Raw genomic sequence first — 15,554 nt, 5'->3', positions numbered from 1 at the left:
GGGCCGAGATGAAACTTCCCTTGCTCTTGGATACGATGGCTGCATTACCAGTGATATCAGAGGGAACAATAGTGAAACGAGACATGGACTTAATCCGGCGCATTGCGCTGGCAACAGAAGCATTGCGACCAGGGGAAGCGCTTAACAAGCTGGATGGGGTGGAAGAAGAGCTATTCGCCATCCATGCGCAATGGATGCAAGAGGCGGGCCTGCTAACAGCCACACTCCATCCGAACGACGATCGTGCGCCAGCGGACTTCGCCCAAATTTGGCGGTTGACCTGGACAGGCTGCGAATTTGCTGAGGCTGTACGAAGCGACACTCTTTGGAAAAAAGCCAAAGAGAACGTAATGAAGCCATCCATGTCATTCACCTTCGACGTCTTGAAGGAGTGGCTCAAAACCGAGATCACGCAAGGCCTGCCTACCATCCGAGCTCTGGGCCAGTAAATCTCGCAGCTCCATGGCGGCGGCCAAAAAGCCTGCTCGGGCAGACCCCTCTTCCCTTGCCACATCCGTTGGACAGGCATGAAACGCGATATGTGAACCAGCTGCAATGAACCAACGAGCAGCACATGCAGCCACCGCAGCAGGCTGCAATCCATGTAATTTCAACGTGGCTTGAGCACAGATAGCGCCGGCCTGATTGCGGCGACGACGAGAGATGCGCTTAGCCATGAGCAGCCTCCACCTCAGCTTGCCCCAGCCTTTGCCCTGCGGAGGCACTCCAGATCGAAAGCATCTCTGGAGTCACCTGATCGCGAAGGAAGTAGGACGCATACACTGGGTCGCAATGAATTGCGTCATGCTCAGCAAGTAAATCTCCCACCTCGCTGAACACCTGCAACACCTCGCGCCGCCTATCACCCTCGCCCCGAACAAAGACCACCAAAATCACCTTGGCCAAACGCACCGACAAAGGATCAGCACATGAAGCAGTCATTGGAAAAGACCCTCTCTATCTGCAATGAAATCGAGGAACTGCTGACCAATGCCATGCCCCAGGCCGATGACATGCGCCTGCGCCGCATCAAGTTTCTGGCCAACGAGCTCATGGGGTTTGATTCGTACATCACCCGTAATGCCTCTCGACTGGCGAGCCGTGCAGGCATCTACTTCAGTGCCCGCAAGCACCAAACCGAGCAAGGCGGTGCAGACGGCGTCATGCGAGAGATGCGCTACAGCTTGTTGCGCGCCATACGCGACCAAGCAAAAATTCTTGAACATGGCATGGCATAACTCAGCCATGAGCTGCCTCCTGACCGGCTTGAGGCTGAGAGGCTGACTTCGCAAACGGTGGCGGTAAACCCTCTACGTTGCGACGAGCCCATGCTGCAAGTACGCGGTCTGCAACCTTGTCGCTGAGAACGTCAGGCCATTTGTCGACAGCCTGGTAAGACACACCCAAAGCGGCTGCCACTTCTCTGGTGGAGCCACCCAGCATTTCTATGGCCTCTGTTTTACGGATCGTCATGCCTCAAGTTTAACCTTAGTTAAAACATGAAAGCAACCATAGTTAGTATTGATTCCGCCATGATTTCAACCATGGTTGATTACAAAGAACGCCTAGAGAAGGCAATGAAAGCCGCCGGTGTCGACATCACAGAGCTTGCGAGGTCTGTTGGCGTCTCCTATCAGGCTGCGCGCAAAGTCCTTGAGGGCGAGAGCAAGGCTTTCACTGCCGAAAACAACGCCAAGGCCGCCGCACGCCTGAATGTGTCGTCAGACTGGCTTGCAACCGGTATGGGCGACATGGCCCGCAATGCCAACAGCATTGTTTTTTCAGAAGAAAACGAAGATTTGGTGCGCATCCCCATACTGGCCAACAGCGGCAGCATGGGCAAAGGCAACGACACGCTCGATGCGGACTATGTGGTGGGCGACCTGGCGCTATCCGCCCACTGGATCAACCAGCACATCAAGCCCGGCAATATCCGAGAGCTGAAATTCATTCACGCCCAAGGCGAAAGCATGTCGCCCACCTTCAGCGACGGCGATGTGCTGCTGGTCGACGTAGGCTCGCGCGACCCCGCCAGCCATGAAGGCGTCTACGTCCTGGACGTGCACGGCCAGACCTATATCAAGCGCGTTCGCATGCGCATGAGCGGCAACTTGGAAGTCAGCTCGGACAACCCCAACATCAAGACCGTGGACGAGCTGAACGGCGACCACCAGGTTCGCGTGCTGGGCCGTGTGGTCTGGGCTTGGAACGGACAGAAGCTGTAGCCCAATCAACCAGGCTGCAAAGCAATCGCCGTTCCCAACAGAACTACACTTTGCAGAGTTCGAAAATAATCTATTTTCCTCAGTGACTACTACATTATTGGCCGTCTTTTGCACTATCGATTTATATTTTCCCCTAAAGTAAACGATAAATTATTTCAATCTAATTTTCAGCTTCCATAGCTCAAGAGGATGTAAAAATACATTTACCTCCTCTGAGGCCAATCAAAATAGAAATGACACAAGAAACCAGCACAGAAATAATAACTCATGAAAAGTATAAAGAAGCTTTCAAAGGTAAAGAGGCGGAGGCCCTAAAACAAGCTCTAGATATAAGAAAGTTCGAGATCGAGCTTTATTGGAAGCGAGCAACATACTTCTGGACATTCATCGGCGCAACAATGGCTGGTTTTCTCGCAATCCAAGCATCATCAGCAGAAAACAAGCAAGATCTTGCTGTAATTCTTGCTTGCCTCGGCATCGTATTCTCTTTTGCATGGGTATGCGTCAACAGAGGGAGTAAGTTTTGGCAAGAAAATTGGGAGAAGCACGTTGATGTTCTAGAAGATGAGGTTACAGGACCACTTTATAAAACGGTAATGTCAAGGAATTCAATAAATAGCATTGGCGAAAAAGCGATACACCTCATTACCGGACCATCATATATATCAGTATCAAAAATCAACCAAATAATAAGTATTTACGTTTCAATACTATGGATTATTTTGCTATTTTATTCACTGCCAGAGTTTAGATTTAAAAATTCAATAAACTGGTTTTATGTTGCACTTACGGCGTTGAGCATCTTGATATGCTTATCCTTCGTTTGGCTAGGTCGCTCATATGGAGGCGGATATTTTCATGAAGCAAAAATTCGTAAAAGCAGAGTTAAAAGTGCCTAGTGATACCAGCCCTTCACTCAGGTGACCAAAAAATTTGATCACGTGCGACTGATTGCAATGGATAGAAGCAAGTCCTCGCATCCCCAAGCCCGCAACAGCGGGCTTTTTCAATTCCACCTCTTCAATTGAAGAAAACTTCACAAGGAAATTTAACTATGGTTGACGAAGATGATTTAACCATGGTTAAATTCATCAATCGCAGCAACAGCCGCCCCACACCCAAGCCCCGTCAACGCAGGGCCAACGCCATCAACGCAAGCGCGCAGTTGGCATCAAAGGAGCGCAGCAGAGGTTGCAGATGCGATGGGCGCCACGGCATCGACCGGGTCAGGCCCGGTCTTTAACAAGAGAGTGGATGGAAAAGGGTCACATGGCGAGGCGCTGAACAAAGCGCTGCCAACGGGTCATGCCTGCAAAGTCATAGGCATCACCCAATTCTCTTCGCGTCATGTTGACGGCGGGCATATTGAGAGATGGAAGCCCTGCCTCACCCTTCTGAAGCTCAGCACATGCTTGAAGGCAATCGGCATCCGACATGCTCGGCATTCGCCCTTTGAGATCAATGAAGGACCGCTTGGTATTGGCGTGACGCTCCGCCTTCAAGCCAGGTTGCCAAGCCAAAGAGCAAGCAGCGCAAACCGCCAGGGCCACGCCGCTACCCGCAACCAGACTGGACGAACCAGCCATAACACCCGCTGCTGCAGCGCTGCCACCAACAAGCTGCACCAGATTGAAAAACAAGTCCCAACGGCTGTAAAACTTCTCGTTCAAAAAGTTATACCAATAGCCGAATCGAACATCGAATTCCAAATCTGCGCGGGTCATGAAAGCTCCTTAGTTTGAAGGCTTTGGCGGAGGCTGAGGCATGCGCCTCTCCATTGGTACCTGTGCATCGGGTTCTGGTCTATAGCCACCGTTCATGGGATCCCTCCTGTAAGAAGTCTGTGATGTCGGAATCCAGATGTTATTACAGCGAGCGGATCCCGCCCTTTTCCATCCACTCTCGCACCACACGCCCATGTCGTTCGCTCCACCCACGCGGAGCGTCCCCGGGCACCATCGCATCAGCGGGCACGGCCGCTGCTCTGCGCGGCATCCCTGCCGTATCCAGCCGCCAAAGGGCGTAAACGGTCAAAAGGGTGAGGCGAATGCGGCCAAGAGCAAGAACGGCAACGCCGGTTGGAATCCCGGCACCGCCCTCCCCGAGCGCGTCGGGGCCAAACCAGAGCGCCTTGCACCAGGGCGCTGCGGTTTGAACGGTTTTCGCCGAGCCAGAGGCATCTCCTCCCTCCACTTCACTTCCTCTGGCATGCCTGCAAGGGCATCGGCTCTTTATTCACGGCCTGCGCCAGTCAACAGCTGCAGCCGCCAATCCCCAAGCCCGCCAGCAACCGCTGAGCGGGCTTTTCTTTTGCCCTCAACCGGAGAACCCATGCAAGCAGCTCGCCACACCTTGCCCAGCGTGCCGATCACCAGCGCGGCATTTCAGTACAGCAACTCGGCCAGCACCAACATTGCCGACACCTTCGCCAAAGCCCGCGCACGCATTGCGGCCGAGCAAGAAGCGCAGGCCAGCAAGCCACGGCGCCGCAGCCAGCATGGCCCGGCCCTGATGACCATCAACCGCGTGCGCGCCGGCACCACCAACCACCTGAATCTGCAGCTTTTCGAGGAGCCGTCGCCATGCGCATCTTTGTTCTGAAATGCGGCTGCATCGCCATCCAGCACATCGCCCGCAACACCGCCGAAGCGTTTGACCACGGCTTTGCCGAGCTGGGCCACCTGGGCTTGGGAATCTCCTGCCGATGCATCCGATAGACACCGTGCTGCACGAGCTGCAGCACCGCGACCGCCAGCGCAGCCGCCTGCTACGCGCTATGGAAAGCAAAGCAGCTACCGCCAGCCCAGCAAAGCTATCGGCATCAAACTACTTTCAAACGCAGCTAGAGCAAGCGCAACGCGCTCATAAATTCAGAAACCATTACCCAAACAAAGGCCCGCAAGGCTCCAGACCCTGCGGGCTTTTTTGATCACCAAGGAGTCTTGATGACCGACACCTCAGACCGCGACGAGCTGGTGCGACTGGCCGGCGAGCAAGCCCCGCTCTCCCGAGACCTGCGCAACCTCAACGCCGATCAGCAGCGCGACCTGCTGGCCTTGCGCAACCTGCCCACCGATATGGTGCTACATGCCGACTGGCACGCCAAGGGCACAGCCTTGCTGGACAGGCTTCGCGACCGGCAGCAGCAAATGGCCATGGGGCACCAGCGGCTGACAGAACTGGCCAAGCTGACGGGGATCAGTTGAAACACCAACATCAACTGTATGTTTATACAGTATCATACTAAGACTCACTTTCAAGGAGCCAGCATACTCACACGAAACTATTTAATATAAAATTCCGCACATACGAAACTCAATGAAAGAGTGTCAGACGTGCCATCCTTGTCCAAACTCGGCCCTCTTGAGCTTGAGCAGCTCATCAAAGAGAACATTCCTCGCGACGCTTTGATGGCTCTCGACGATGCCTACAAGGCCGGAGATCAGAAATGCCTCACTCTTGCCCCCAAGCTCTTCGAGCAGGGGCATCGGCCATCAGGAGCTGGACAAATTCGGCACCTCTTTGTTAACGAGAGCTTTCATGAGGCATTTGCTGTGCACGGTGCCGAGCCCACCCCACTCAGCGGAACAAGGCTAGTGGTTGGCAAGCTAGGAATCTTCAACATTGCCCGCCTTAACGTTCCCGGTCACAAGTGGGTCAAGCTCAAAAACAGCGAAACCCGCAAGAAGCTGGCACAACTCAACACCCCTATTGAGCGCACCTACATCCAGGGCGACCTGTTCGACGCTGAAAAGCCAGTCTCTGTTGGCACAATTTTTATTCTCGGAGTGATGGACGGCTGGAATGCTGGTGCAAAAATCTCTGCCTTGACGCAAGTCATGATTGCACTGCCCGCACCTGACATGAACTCCTGGCTCTATCGCAAGCCCCTAACTGAATTCCTTAAGCTCTACGACCTGCCCGAGAAAAACAATCAGCAAGACGGAGCAGTGCCCACACTTAAGGCACAACCCAAGAAACAAACCGGAAATGACCAAGGGAATTAACGATCTGCAACCAACACGGCTTGATCAAGCACTGGTTGCACGCGGCCTCACCAAGGGCCAACTCGCCAGCCTTGTGGGCGTAGCCTCATCTACCGTCACCAAGTGGTGCAAAGGCGATCAGTTTCCCGAAGCGGAAACCTTTGACCGCCTTGCATCCACGTTGAACGTAGAAGCCGAATGGTTGACCCGTCCTACACTCCCTCCAGTCTCTGCCCCTCTGTATCGCAGCAACGCGCTCGCCCTCAAGGCCGCGCGTGCCAAGCTCAATGAGCGCGCCAACTGGGCGCAAGACTTGGCAGTCCTGTTTGCCCAGCACGTGGACTACCCAGCACTCAATCTGCCAGAGCGTGACTTTCTTGCCCCCGAAGAAATCACCGACGCCGACATTGAAGCAGCAGCGGAAGAGTGCCGCCAACGCTGGCAGCTCGGCCGCACACCCATACAAGACTTGGTGCTGGCCGCAGAAAGTGCAGGCATTCTGGTCATACGCGAAGAAACGGAGATCGCCACCATTGAAGGTCTGTCTAGCTGGAGCACTGTGCTGGGCTTGCCCATCGTCCTGCTATCGGCCGACAAGGCCAATGGCTTCCGCAGCCGCTTCGACTTGGCCCATGAAATCGGGCACCTGGTGCTGCACAAGCACATCCCGCCATCGCCAGACCGCGAACGCTATAACTTGATGGAAAAGCAGGCTCACCACTTTGCCGGTGCGCTGCTGCTGCCTGCAGAAACCTTTGCAGACGCTGTACGCGTGCCAGTCAACCTAGACAACCTCCTTATCCTCAAGCAACGCTGGGGCGTATCCGCCGCCGCAATGCTCATGCGCCTGCACAGAATTGGGCTGATTACGGATGAAGAGAAAGACACCCTCTTCAAACGCCGCTCTGCCCGCTGGGGTGCCAAGTCGGAACCGTTTGACGAAAAGTGGGAGCCGGAAAAGCCCCGCCTGCTGCGCCGAACCGTAGAGCTGCTGATCAATGCGGGCGTTGTAACCGTCGAAGCCCTGCCCCGCTACATCGGTCTTAGCGCCCGCGACGTCGAGCAGCTTTGTGGCCTGCGTGAAGGCTATTTCTCCAGCCCTCCGCAGGTGGTGGAGTTGGCAACACTACGCTCTTACACGGCGTCTACTCGCGTCACACAGCGAGTTAGCAATGGAGAAACTGCCAAAGTCATGTCGTTAACAGACTTCAGGCGTTGAGCGAAAGAAAGAAAAAGCCCGTGTTCGCGGGCTTTTTCTTTAAAGCAATCGATCCTGCACCCGTGAGTCCTCATGAGCATTACTCACCTCACCAGTTTGAATAACCTCAAGATATGCTTCTTTATTTCCAAGAAGCTCTGAAGTTAAAAGTCCTCTTTCATGAAGAGAGACGTAAAGCGCCGCAGCATAGGCTTGGCAATTTATAGACTTCTCGGGATTAAATGCAATATCCGAGAAAGCACGATACTCAAGCACTTTTTCGGCAAGATTTGGCTGCCTATGCAAAGCATTTATATATAACCAGTCATAAAATGCTGTGCGCGGCAAAAGATCCCAGTCTCGTCCATAAAAGCTAAACTTAATAAGGCTACCACTATTCTTCAACCGTGGATCTTTTTTTGCTTCGAGAGAACTCATCTCCAACATATCAGGAAACGGGCCCGCATACTCAAAAACCTTACTGGCTTGATATGCACATTCCAAACTGTATTCGCGACCTCTCGGAGTTTTCACCATCAAATTAAATGCGCTAAGCTGCACACCCAGCTCATCCAATGACTTACTAGATATTTCCAAAACTCTATCTATATTAAAAATCCTTGCTGCATTTGAATGCAACGAGACAATAGATTTTTGCGCCTGACTTTTGGCCAACCCAGGAGACCACTCAAAGTCAACAAAGCGCGTTTGCACTAGCGTACGGCCACTGATTGAGGGAGAAAAAATAGGACGAGAAGCCATATTGCACCATTACATCCAGTGCGCATAATCGCTGCGCGGTGAGAAGTAAGGCCAATTATACCAAATCTTCCAACCAGGATACATTTTCAGCAAATCGTCTCTTTCCGCGCTATACTTTACATTAATATTTTTAATGTATTCACGAGGTATCCCATCAATGAATAAAACTTCCGCTTGGGGATCGGTAGTATATTCATCTGGAATTTTCAAACTCTCACGAGTTCTATCATGAAAATCTCCAAACATAGATTTTAATGCAGGAAGCTGTTTTCTTTCTTCAATAGATATGGAAGAGACAGTTGTAGATGCCGCATTTGTCTTACAGAATGCGCACTCCAACTCCCATAAAGCTCTTGGAAATATTTCAAGAACAACCCATTCAACACCAGGATTTTCCTGTTGAAGACGGTAGAACATCCTATAGTTAGGAAAGCTAATTGTTGTACACACGGCCGAAGTTTTATCAACCCGAATCTCATCATTATAATTATCAAACCCATCCTCAATAAGAATATCTCTGCGCAGAAGACCACTCTCTAATATTGATGAAAGATTATCTTTTCTCGTAAAATGAATCAAACTTCTAATACCACGCTGCTGCACATATTCTTGAATACTCACGACATCTCCTCAAAATAAATACCATCAAATGGTAACAAAAAAGTTACATGGATGCATCATTCTTCTTCGGATTGATTTTTTTGACATCAACACAACGCTTCCTATACACTCCATAACGTCACGCCAGTAAAGCGTGATCGGGTTGGGAAGCCCGAAACAATCTTGCGGTGACAACAAAGCCGCACCTGAACCGCAGTCGTGCGGCTTTGTCGTCTGTGGCCCCAGTTTTATGGTGGCTCGGAGGGGGAGCCGCGAGGCTCGCCGGTTTGCCGCAGGGTTGTCCGGTCTTCCTACCCCTTCGAGTCACCGCCATTTGTTGGGAAGCGAGCGGCGGTGGTTGTAGCAAAGCACACAACCTTCGGAGGCCGTCATGGCTGACATCACTCCTTTCAACTTCGGCACACATGCCGTTCGCGTCACCACGCGCGACAACCAACCCTGGTTTGTCGCCAACGACGTTTGCGAAGCCCTCGGCTACCGCAACACCAGCAAGGCAATCAGCGATCACATCGACGAAGACGAGCGGTATAACGAACCGTTAGAGCGTGGCGGAAGCATGCTGTTTATTAGCGAATCCGGCCTCTATGCCCTTGTCCTGCGCAGCCGCAAACCTGAAGCGCGCAAGTTTGCCAAGTGGGTGACCAGCGAGGTGCTGCCCAGCATTCGCCAGACCGGCGGCTATGGCGCCCAGCAACGCGACGTTCATCTGGTGGAGCACGCCCACCAACTAGCCCATGCAGCCACGCTGCAGGTCTATCAGGCCGTGTTCGACGCCGTGATGCTGGAGGGCGAAGCGCCCCACTCCACGCGCATGCTGCTGTCTTTTACCCGCGGCGCGGGCGGCGCGATGAACCCCTATGTGCAGCCCATCGAGGCCGGCGCCATGGTGATGACGCTGGCTCAGCTGACCCAGGCCGTGCGCACCGATCTGATCGTGAGCGATACAACCCTGGCGCGACTGGCGGCAGCCTGCACCCAGCGCATGGCCACACGCGCCGAGCTGCAAGCGCTGCAGCAGGCCCAGCCCAACCAAACCGCCCAACCTGCTCAGCCCAGCCATCAAGGCCGTCTGCAGCTGCAGTAGATTTATCAATTTCATAGCTGCCAGCGCTTGATACATCAACGCTGAAGCCTGATTTCATTCCAAACCCAGCCCGCCCGGCCCACGCCGCGCGGGCTTTTTAGTGTCTGCGGGCTTTGACTGAGGAACGGCCGGCTGCAAGTACCGCCCCAAAAAAGAAAAAACCCACGCTTTTGGCGTGGGCCCTTCTTACAGATCGAAGAAGATTATTTGCGTGGACGGGCCAGGGCCACTCCCACAGCGCGACCGCCCAGCGGTTGGTCGTTCAGCTCCTGGATAGCTTTCTGCGCTTGCTCGGGAGTGCTCATTTCCACAAAGCCGAAGCCGCGCGAGCGGCCGGTTTCACGGTCCATGATGATGTCAGCGGCGACGACATCACCGCAGCTGCCGAAATGTGCGCGCAGGGCATCGCTGTCAACCGTGTAGCTGAGATTGGTGACATAGAGATTGTTTTGCATTGTGTTCTTTCAAAGTGAGCTCATGCATTTCAGCGATGAGCGAATAGGAGGTTGAGAGGGTTAGCGACGACGCTTGAAGGCAGGATTGCCACCAGGAGCGCCGCCAGTGCGTGGAGCAAGATGGCGAAAGGTCACTCGTCCCTTGTTCAGGTCGTAGGGCGACATTTCAACGGTCACTTTGTCGCCTGCCAGAACGCGAATACGGTGCTTGCGCATCTTTCCGCCGCTGTATGCGATGAGCTGATGGCCGTTCTCCAGAGTCACGCGAAATCGCGCATCCGGCAGCACTTCATCAACTCGTCCTGACATCTCGATTAGTTCTTCTTTTGCCAAAGTAGCTCCTGTGAGTGAAGGGTTCAGTCGCTCAATTCAGACTGTGGTTCAGCACCATGTTGCGCCCCTCGGTCAGGGCATAGTTAGAGGCGAGCGACTCATTAGAAAACTGAGGGACAAATCGAATGACGCGGTCATAAGCGCCGCGGCGAATGGAAACGGCAGCCAGGAATTGGCCGCTGGTGCTCGGCTGTGTCAGAGGTGTGACCACGTAGCGGCCAATCTGCTCTGTAATGTTTTTGTGCAGCATGAAAACGGACGGCCGCACGCACGATTGCGCAGACCATCAAGTGAGATAGGGAAGGCCCGCCGTGAATACAGGGGGCAACGCAGATCCATAAGAATGTTCAGGATCTGGGGAGTTCGCCTAGAGGGGAGTGACCACCGCGTGCTTTGCTAGAAGAGCGGCTACCTGCGGCCAAGGGGCGGCAATGGTGTCAGACAGGCACTGTTGGGGCGAACGGCCTAAACAGCGAGTGGAACCAGTATAGGTCAAGTGAAAGACCTTTGGTTTACAACATGCAGCGCCGGCAAAGGGGTGGTGCTTGAGCCAGATCTCCCCTCTGCTCTTTCGAACAAGAAATCGATAGACCTGCCCGCGGTAACCCTGTACCGTGGGACAAGCCATTCGGAAATTTACTGAGAGTCTTAGCCATGAGCAACACTAAAAAGTCCGCCGTTCACCATGTCGTGGAAGCCAAGCGATGGGAGCTCAGCCGGGAGAAAGAGCGAATCACCTATCCCACCGACCATGCCGGCCCCGTCCAGATGGACTGGCGCAAGCGCGAGAACTACTCCGCCACGGATCTCGACTATCGAGGCCGAAACAAGACCTAGAGATCCTTCCACCCCATTGCCATTGCCCGCCTTCGTGCGGGCTTTTTTATTGCCGAAACAGGAGGCATGTATGCGCCATACCGGAACGCTTTTCCTCAGCCGCACCCCGCCGCAGGCCAGCATGGCGCTGTGCGGCGCTTTTCAGCTGCAGTTGCTGCTGCTGGACCGCCTGGGCCCGCACCACACCGAGCCGTGGCGCACTACCTGGACGGGCGTGGCGGCGCAGCGCTTTTGGCAAGAGCACCATGCAGCGCTGCTGCCCGGCGCCGCCCTGGTGGTGGAGCTGGAGCGCGCCCGCATCCACACGCTGGCCTGCCGCCCGCCACGCAGCGAGGTGCATGCACGCGTCATTCACTGCGCACTGGTGCCGGCGCGCAGCCAGGAGTCTGCCAGTGCTTCAACGCGGCATGCGCACCCGCAGCACGCGATGTGATCGGCGCAGTCGATCGATCAACCCCGAGCCTCGCCACTGAGCGGGGCTTTTTTATGGACTTAACGATCATGAGCACCTTCCTAACTCCAGAAGAAGTCAAGGAACTCACCGGCATTGCGCGCGGCAAGTCGGGCAAGACCCGTGAAATGCTTCAGGCAGCCGCGCTGCGCGCCATGAAGATTCCGTTTTATCTCAACGCTGTGGGCCGGCCTATCGTGACCCGTCACTCCATCGAAGGCCAGGCCATTCCAGAGGACAGCACTGCAACATGGGAGCCTGCGTTTAGCCATGGTTAAAGCAATGCCCAACTTCCGGGCCCGCAAACAGAAGTCCGGCACAACCTACTACTACTTCGACACAGGCGCCAAGCCGCGCAAGGAGATCCCTCTGGGCAGCGATTACCGAGTCGCTGTGCAGAAATGGCTTGAGCTTTCTGCCATGCCTGCCCGGCCTGTTTCAGAGAACTTCGCAGAGTTGGCAGACAAGTACGAGGCAGAGGTTATCCCCCTCAAAGCCAAGTCCACGCAGGCCACCCAGCTGGGCGACTTGAAGAAGCTGCGCACCTTCTTCTGCAACCCGACGCCAGCCCCGTTGAATGCCATCAAGCCCAAGCACATCTATCTGCTACTGCAATGGGCAAAGGACACCCCCACCACCGCCAACCGGCTCAAGCGCGTGTTCTCACACATGTTCAACATGGCCAGGGCCTGGGGCTGGACGGAAAACGAGAACCCTTGCACCGGCATCGAAGGTCACTCGCTCGGCAAGCGCGAGGTCTACATCTCCGATGAGGTCTATCGCCTGGTCTACGAGCATGGCAACGTGGCATTGAAGGATGCTATGGACCTTGCCTATCTGACAGGCCAGCGCCCCGGCGATACGCGATCGCTGACCGAGCACGACATCATCGATGGCTACCTCGTGATCAAGCAAAGCAAGACAGCTGCCCCCCTTCGATTCATCATCGAAGGCGAGCTAAAGGCCCTGCTGGATCGTATCGAGGCGCGCAAGAAATTGCACAAGACCTGGTGCGCAAATCTGCTGGTGAGCCAATACGGCAAGGCTATGTCCCAGCAAATGCTGCGCAAAGCGTTTGAGACTGCGCGATCGACCGCCGCTAATGAGGCCGATAAACATGGCAATGCCACGCTGGCGGCGCAGATCCGCGCCTTCTGGTTCTACGACCTGCGCGCCAAGGCTGCTGACGATGTGGCCGATGAGCGCGGAGAACTGGCTGCGTCCAAGCAGCTGGGGCACACGTCGGTGCAGACGACAAAGCGCCACTATCTGCGCCGAGGTGCCAAGGTTCAGGCGACCAGATAGTGGTGCTCTTGCTGTCTGCTCTAGGTGGTCGTATCACTGACCGATCGACATGTTGCAACCGAGTGCGATCAGCCGATTCTGTTGAAAACTCCGAAGCTCTTGGGCATGCCACACTGACAGAAAAATCGACCTACCAGATCGCACCAGGATCGACGATCTCAGCTGCTAGAAGGGGTGGGGTCTCCCTAAAGCTTGATTCAAGGAGGTTGTAGAGAGTTTTTCAACAGAATCTGCCAAAAGCAAACCTTAAATTCACTCGCCTACCACGCGTTCACCTTACTGCGGGCACGCCTGTACCCTCATCTGCGCTCGTTTTCATTGAGGTCGATGCTCAATCTACGGATGATCAACTTGTTGAAAGCTTTCTAACGCCGGTTGTTTCTGGAGGCAATCAATGGACGAGGACTGAGACTCATGAAATTATTAACTTCACTTTCTCCAGATTTTGAAATTCTCATAAAAGATAGTTTTAAACCTATTCTTATGTCTGTCTTCGATGCAATCAACAATTCTTTTTTTTGAACGCTCTTTGGGATTATATTCTTATGAAGCTCTAGCTCTACCTTCTCTTTACGGCGGCATCGGATCGAACCTTCTCTCCAACCAAGCACCTGTTCATTTTTTGGGGAAAGAAAGTAGACGTTATCATAGGCCGCAACATACTGGAGTATGTTAAGGCTATGCATATCCTTCTCTGTGGCCTGCCGCACATTTCCAGACTTTACTCTGTATACTGAACTATCAAAGAGCAGCAATGTGTAATCTGGACTGATTGGAAAAAAGCACTGAAGTCCTTTCCATTCCCAACCTGTTGATGGACTCTTTAGTAGACCCTCAAAGGCTTGATTATAGAAGACTACTGGTGCGTCACTTGTGACGAATTCCATTTTTGGCATTGCCTTAATTAATACCATCTGAAGATCCGCCAGGGTCGGATAGTTTTCAAGGGCCATCTTCGCGCCGAGAACACCTACATTCTTGATGCCGATACGCCCACCATTTTCAAAGAAGTCGACCAATTCCGGCTTACCCCCTCCCAAGTATTTTGTCAATTTGCTTACGAGATCGTTCATTGCATCAGCTACGTACGCGGTCCTACCGTACTGCAGCGCGACAAAAAGCAAAATGGCGTTTCGTTCTGGAGAATTCGCTTCTGGTAACTTTCCAGACTGAATTACAGTGTCGAGTATTTTTTTAACAGTACCCTCGATCTTCCCAAGTGCATCCTCACGCTCAGAAGTCTTACCATACATATAGTCTCGATAGCACTGACCCTTAATGGGTGCAGCATCGACAATACGTCCAGATGCGATATTGCAGAGCCGAATACTCGCGTTATCAGATGAAAAGCGCCGTAGGTGCATTTGGGGAACGTAATGATGTTTTTTCTTCGCGGGCATTACAAAATCGTTCGTGTAACCTAAATTGAGTACTCAGTAAGACCAAGGTCGCTCTATAGCCCCTTTCCAACAGCAAGCAAATTCTGAACCATTTTATTCACTGCAGGACAGGGACTAACCAGGTTCCATGATATTTCCATATTAAGTTCCTGAGAAAAATACGCTGGATTGCACATTAAACCGCTTGACCCGAAGCATATTTTTACACCATATCGAGCACCTCAAGGCAACGACTTAGCCTTCATGGTGGGGCTAGCGGGAACGCTCTACGGCAATCTAGTTGTCAACAAAGATAGTTAGGCACATGCGATTCACTCATATAGCGGACATTGGTCACAGACCTTAGCGACCTCTATTTAACGCTATACAGGATCTTAAAGAGAGAAAGGCGGACTGGTAGTTTCGGCCTAGCCGATCAGCTATAGAGGTTCTGATGGCGTCTGTCGATTGGTTGCCATAGCAACACAACTGGCCAACGCTCAGCAGGTTACTGCTCGAAGACAGATCATCTCCACATGCTCCGCAATGGCTCATACGGCAACATATCTGCGTCGCTTAAATACTGTTTAAACATACAGCAAAGCGGAGCAGAAAAACGCAGGAAACCCGCTTGAACGCTTGTTTGTTGGTTGAGCTTAGAAGGCTGTTGCTCTATCCAACTGAGCTACGGGCAGATGATTGAAACAACCCAGCATGTGCTGGGTTGTTGGGAGATGGTGGACTGGCGGGAAGTGAACCCGCGCCCGTCCCTTATCCTAAGCGGCCCTCAAGGGGGTGTGAAATCGGTGCGATTTTTCACCCCACCCACGACACGACAAAGCACCGACAGCGTCTCGTGCAGCACCATACCCATGGTTTTTTTGCCGAAAATCGAGCCTCAACAGCATGTGGTTGCAG

The 15,554-nt window shown here is 53.4% G+C and carries 21 protein-coding genes; 14 read left to right on the top strand and 7 right to left on the bottom strand.

Annotated features, from left to right (window positions below; all coding sequences use genetic code 11):
- The first annotated feature begins 8 nt into the window (after window positions 1–8).
- The 4 genes from MPZ60_RS08080 (at window position 9) to MPZ60_RS08065 (ending at window position 3,124) form a co-directional block, all read left to right on the top strand.
- Complete coding sequence (locus tag MPZ60_RS08080) at window positions 9–449, top strand: DUF2513 domain-containing protein (protein WP_370688517.1); 441 nt, start codon at window positions 9–11, stop codon at window positions 447–449.
- Window positions 450–929: 480 nt separating this feature from the next.
- A complete protein-coding gene (locus MPZ60_RS08075; protein WP_155293317.1) occupies window positions 930–1,238 on the top strand; it encodes a hypothetical protein in 309 nt (102 codons plus the stop codon).
- A gap of 339 nt (window positions 1,239–1,577) precedes the next feature.
- Entirely contained in the window at window positions 1,578–2,225 is a 648-nt protein-coding gene (locus MPZ60_RS08070) for a S24 family peptidase (RefSeq protein WP_242881881.1), read from the top strand.
- 233 nt (window positions 2,226–2,458) lie between these two features.
- Window positions 2,459–3,124, top strand: coding sequence for a hypothetical protein (locus MPZ60_RS08065; RefSeq protein WP_242881882.1), 666 nt, complete (start codon window positions 2,459–2,461; stop codon window positions 3,122–3,124).
- Window positions 3,125–3,490: 366 nt separating this feature from the next.
- Here MPZ60_RS08065 and MPZ60_RS08060 read toward each other — a convergent pair whose 3' ends face one another.
- Window positions 3,491–3,949 (bottom strand): hypothetical protein, encoded by a 459-nt coding sequence (locus MPZ60_RS08060; protein ID WP_242881883.1) that lies wholly within the window; start codon window positions 3,947–3,949, stop codon window positions 3,491–3,493.
- Between the two features lie 607 nt (window positions 3,950–4,556).
- On the opposite strand from MPZ60_RS08060, the gene MPZ60_RS08055 reads away from it, so the two are divergent.
- From MPZ60_RS08055 to MPZ60_RS08040, 5 genes are all read left to right on the top strand, one after another.
- Window positions 4,557–4,826, top strand: a complete 270-nt coding sequence (locus MPZ60_RS08055; protein ID WP_242881884.1) for a hypothetical protein — start codon at window positions 4,557–4,559, stop codon at window positions 4,824–4,826.
- On the top strand, window positions 4,808–4,942 hold the full coding sequence (locus MPZ60_RS25165; protein WP_255777527.1) for a hypothetical protein: 135 nt from the start codon (window positions 4,808–4,810) through the stop codon (window positions 4,940–4,942). The genes MPZ60_RS08055 and MPZ60_RS25165 overlap by 19 nt, the downstream gene beginning before the upstream one ends.
- 228 nt (window positions 4,943–5,170) lie before the next feature.
- The gene (locus tag MPZ60_RS08050; RefSeq protein ID WP_242881885.1) at window positions 5,171–5,431 is read left to right on the top strand and encodes a hypothetical protein; all 261 of its coding nucleotides are present in this window, start codon (window positions 5,171–5,173) and stop codon (window positions 5,429–5,431) included.
- 129 nt (window positions 5,432–5,560) lie between these two features.
- Complete coding sequence (locus MPZ60_RS08045; protein WP_242881886.1) at window positions 5,561–6,232, top strand: hypothetical protein; 672 nt, start codon at window positions 5,561–5,563, stop codon at window positions 6,230–6,232.
- Window positions 6,216–7,430: an XRE family transcriptional regulator gene (locus MPZ60_RS08040; RefSeq protein ID WP_242881887.1), complete on the top strand. Its 1,215-nt coding sequence runs from the start codon at window positions 6,216–6,218 to the stop codon at window positions 7,428–7,430. The genes MPZ60_RS08045 and MPZ60_RS08040 overlap by 17 nt, the downstream gene beginning before the upstream one ends.
- A gap of 39 nt (window positions 7,431–7,469) precedes the next feature.
- Here the strand turns inward: MPZ60_RS08040 and MPZ60_RS08035 are convergent, their stop codons facing one another.
- Window positions 7,470–8,171 carry a hypothetical protein gene (locus MPZ60_RS08035; RefSeq protein ID WP_242881888.1) on the bottom strand — a complete coding sequence of 234 codons (702 nt, stop codon included), beginning with the start codon at window positions 8,169–8,171 and terminating at the stop codon, window positions 7,470–7,472.
- A 9-nt stretch (window positions 8,172–8,180) separates the two neighbouring features.
- The gene (locus MPZ60_RS08030) at window positions 8,181–8,792 is read right to left on the bottom strand and encodes a DarT ssDNA thymidine ADP-ribosyltransferase family protein (protein WP_242881889.1); all 612 of its coding nucleotides are present in this window, start codon (window positions 8,790–8,792) and stop codon (window positions 8,181–8,183) included.
- 370 nt (window positions 8,793–9,162) lie between these two features.
- Between MPZ60_RS08030 and MPZ60_RS08025 the strand changes: the two genes are divergently transcribed.
- On the top strand, window positions 9,163–9,876 hold the full coding sequence (locus MPZ60_RS08025) for a Bro-N domain-containing protein (protein WP_242881890.1): 714 nt from the start codon (window positions 9,163–9,165) through the stop codon (window positions 9,874–9,876).
- 203 nt (window positions 9,877–10,079) lie between these two features.
- Here MPZ60_RS08025 and MPZ60_RS08020 read toward each other — a convergent pair whose 3' ends face one another.
- The 3 genes from MPZ60_RS08020 to MPZ60_RS08010 are packed head-to-tail and all read right to left on the bottom strand — an operon-like array spanning window position 10,080 to window position 10,914.
- On the bottom strand, window positions 10,080–10,331 hold the full coding sequence (locus tag MPZ60_RS08020; RefSeq protein WP_149356797.1) for an RNA-binding protein: 252 nt from the start codon (window positions 10,329–10,331) through the stop codon (window positions 10,080–10,082).
- 60 nt (window positions 10,332–10,391) lie between these two features.
- Window positions 10,392–10,664: a translation initiation factor IF-1 gene (gene infA, locus MPZ60_RS08015; RefSeq protein WP_003077320.1), complete on the bottom strand. Its 273-nt coding sequence runs from the start codon at window positions 10,662–10,664 to the stop codon at window positions 10,392–10,394.
- A gap of 31 nt (window positions 10,665–10,695) precedes the next feature.
- The gene (locus MPZ60_RS08010) at window positions 10,696–10,914 is read right to left on the bottom strand and encodes a hypothetical protein (RefSeq protein ID WP_003077316.1); all 219 of its coding nucleotides are present in this window, start codon (window positions 10,912–10,914) and stop codon (window positions 10,696–10,698) included.
- Between the two features lie 404 nt (window positions 10,915–11,318).
- Here MPZ60_RS08010 and MPZ60_RS08005 point away from each other — a divergent pair, with 404 nt between their 5' ends.
- The 4 genes from MPZ60_RS08005 to MPZ60_RS07990 all read left to right on the top strand — a co-directional run bounded on the left by MPZ60_RS08005 (window position 11,319) and on the right by MPZ60_RS07990 (window position 13,257).
- On the top strand, window positions 11,319–11,501 hold the full coding sequence (locus MPZ60_RS08005; RefSeq protein ID WP_242881891.1) for a hypothetical protein: 183 nt from the start codon (window positions 11,319–11,321) through the stop codon (window positions 11,499–11,501).
- A gap of 70 nt (window positions 11,502–11,571) precedes the next feature.
- Window positions 11,572–11,934, top strand: coding sequence for a hypothetical protein (locus MPZ60_RS08000; RefSeq protein WP_242881892.1), 363 nt, complete (start codon window positions 11,572–11,574; stop codon window positions 11,932–11,934).
- Window positions 11,935–12,002: 68 nt separating this feature from the next.
- Complete coding sequence (locus tag MPZ60_RS07995) at window positions 12,003–12,230, top strand: DUF4224 domain-containing protein (protein WP_242881893.1); 228 nt, start codon at window positions 12,003–12,005, stop codon at window positions 12,228–12,230.
- Window positions 12,231–12,234: 4 nt separating this feature from the next.
- Window positions 12,235–13,257: a tyrosine-type recombinase/integrase gene (locus tag MPZ60_RS07990; protein WP_242881894.1), complete on the top strand. Its 1,023-nt coding sequence runs from the start codon at window positions 12,235–12,237 to the stop codon at window positions 13,255–13,257.
- A 365-nt stretch (window positions 13,258–13,622) separates the two neighbouring features.
- Here the strand turns inward: MPZ60_RS07990 and MPZ60_RS07985 are convergent, their stop codons facing one another.
- Window positions 13,623–14,657: a DUF4238 domain-containing protein gene (locus MPZ60_RS07985; RefSeq protein WP_242900556.1), complete on the bottom strand. Its 1,035-nt coding sequence runs from the start codon at window positions 14,655–14,657 to the stop codon at window positions 13,623–13,625.
- Between the last annotated feature and the right edge of the window lie 897 nt (window positions 14,658–15,554).

This window comes from Comamonas sp. 7D-2 (genome assembly GCF_022749555.1).
Lineage (GTDB): Bacteria > Pseudomonadota > Gammaproteobacteria > Burkholderiales > Burkholderiaceae_C > Comamonas > Comamonas thiooxydans.
The sequence above is the reverse complement of the archived record's forward strand: the minus strand, read 5'-3'. Positions and strand labels throughout refer to the sequence as shown.

Bases quoted from the DNA above. Each gene is read 5' to 3' on its own strand.
- MPZ60_RS08080 (WP_370688517.1), top strand. From the start codon at position 9: ATGAAACTTCCCTTGCTCTTGGATACGATGGCTGCATTACCAGTGATA.
- MPZ60_RS08010 (WP_003077316.1), bottom strand. From the start codon at position 10,914: ATGCTGCACAAAAACATTACAGAGCAGATTGGCCGCTACGTGGTCACA.
- MPZ60_RS08035 (WP_242881888.1), bottom strand. From the start codon at position 8,171: ATGGCTTCTCGTCCTATTTTTTCTCCCTCAATCAGTGGCCGTACGCTA.
- MPZ60_RS08020 (WP_149356797.1), bottom strand. From the start codon at position 10,331: ATGCAAAACAATCTCTATGTCACCAATCTCAGCTACACGGTTGACAGC.
- MPZ60_RS07985 (WP_242900556.1), bottom strand. From the start codon at position 14,657: ATGCCCGCGAAGAAAAAACATCATTACGTTCCCCAAATGCACCTACGG.
- MPZ60_RS08025 (WP_242881890.1), top strand. From the start codon at position 9,163: ATGGCTGACATCACTCCTTTCAACTTCGGCACACATGCCGTTCGCGTC.
- MPZ60_RS08050 (WP_242881885.1), top strand. From the start codon at position 5,171: ATGACCGACACCTCAGACCGCGACGAGCTGGTGCGACTGGCCGGCGAG.
- MPZ60_RS08055 (WP_242881884.1), top strand. From the start codon at position 4,557: ATGCAAGCAGCTCGCCACACCTTGCCCAGCGTGCCGATCACCAGCGCG.
- MPZ60_RS08070 (WP_242881881.1), top strand. From the start codon at position 1,578: ATGAAAGCCGCCGGTGTCGACATCACAGAGCTTGCGAGGTCTGTTGGC.
- MPZ60_RS08060 (WP_242881883.1), bottom strand. From the start codon at position 3,949: ATGACCCGCGCAGATTTGGAATTCGATGTTCGATTCGGCTATTGGTAT.
- MPZ60_RS08040 (WP_242881887.1), top strand. From the start codon at position 6,216: ATGACCAAGGGAATTAACGATCTGCAACCAACACGGCTTGATCAAGCA.
- MPZ60_RS25165 (WP_255777527.1), top strand. From the start codon at position 4,808: ATGCGCATCTTTGTTCTGAAATGCGGCTGCATCGCCATCCAGCACATC.
- MPZ60_RS08000 (WP_242881892.1), top strand. From the start codon at position 11,572: ATGCGCCATACCGGAACGCTTTTCCTCAGCCGCACCCCGCCGCAGGCC.
- MPZ60_RS08005 (WP_242881891.1), top strand. From the start codon at position 11,319: ATGAGCAACACTAAAAAGTCCGCCGTTCACCATGTCGTGGAAGCCAAG.
- MPZ60_RS08065 (WP_242881882.1), top strand. From the start codon at position 2,459: ATGACACAAGAAACCAGCACAGAAATAATAACTCATGAAAAGTATAAA.
- MPZ60_RS07995 (WP_242881893.1), top strand. From the start codon at position 12,003: ATGAGCACCTTCCTAACTCCAGAAGAAGTCAAGGAACTCACCGGCATT.
- MPZ60_RS07990 (WP_242881894.1), top strand. From the start codon at position 12,235: ATGCCCAACTTCCGGGCCCGCAAACAGAAGTCCGGCACAACCTACTAC.
- MPZ60_RS08075 (WP_155293317.1), top strand. From the start codon at position 930: ATGAAGCAGTCATTGGAAAAGACCCTCTCTATCTGCAATGAAATCGAG.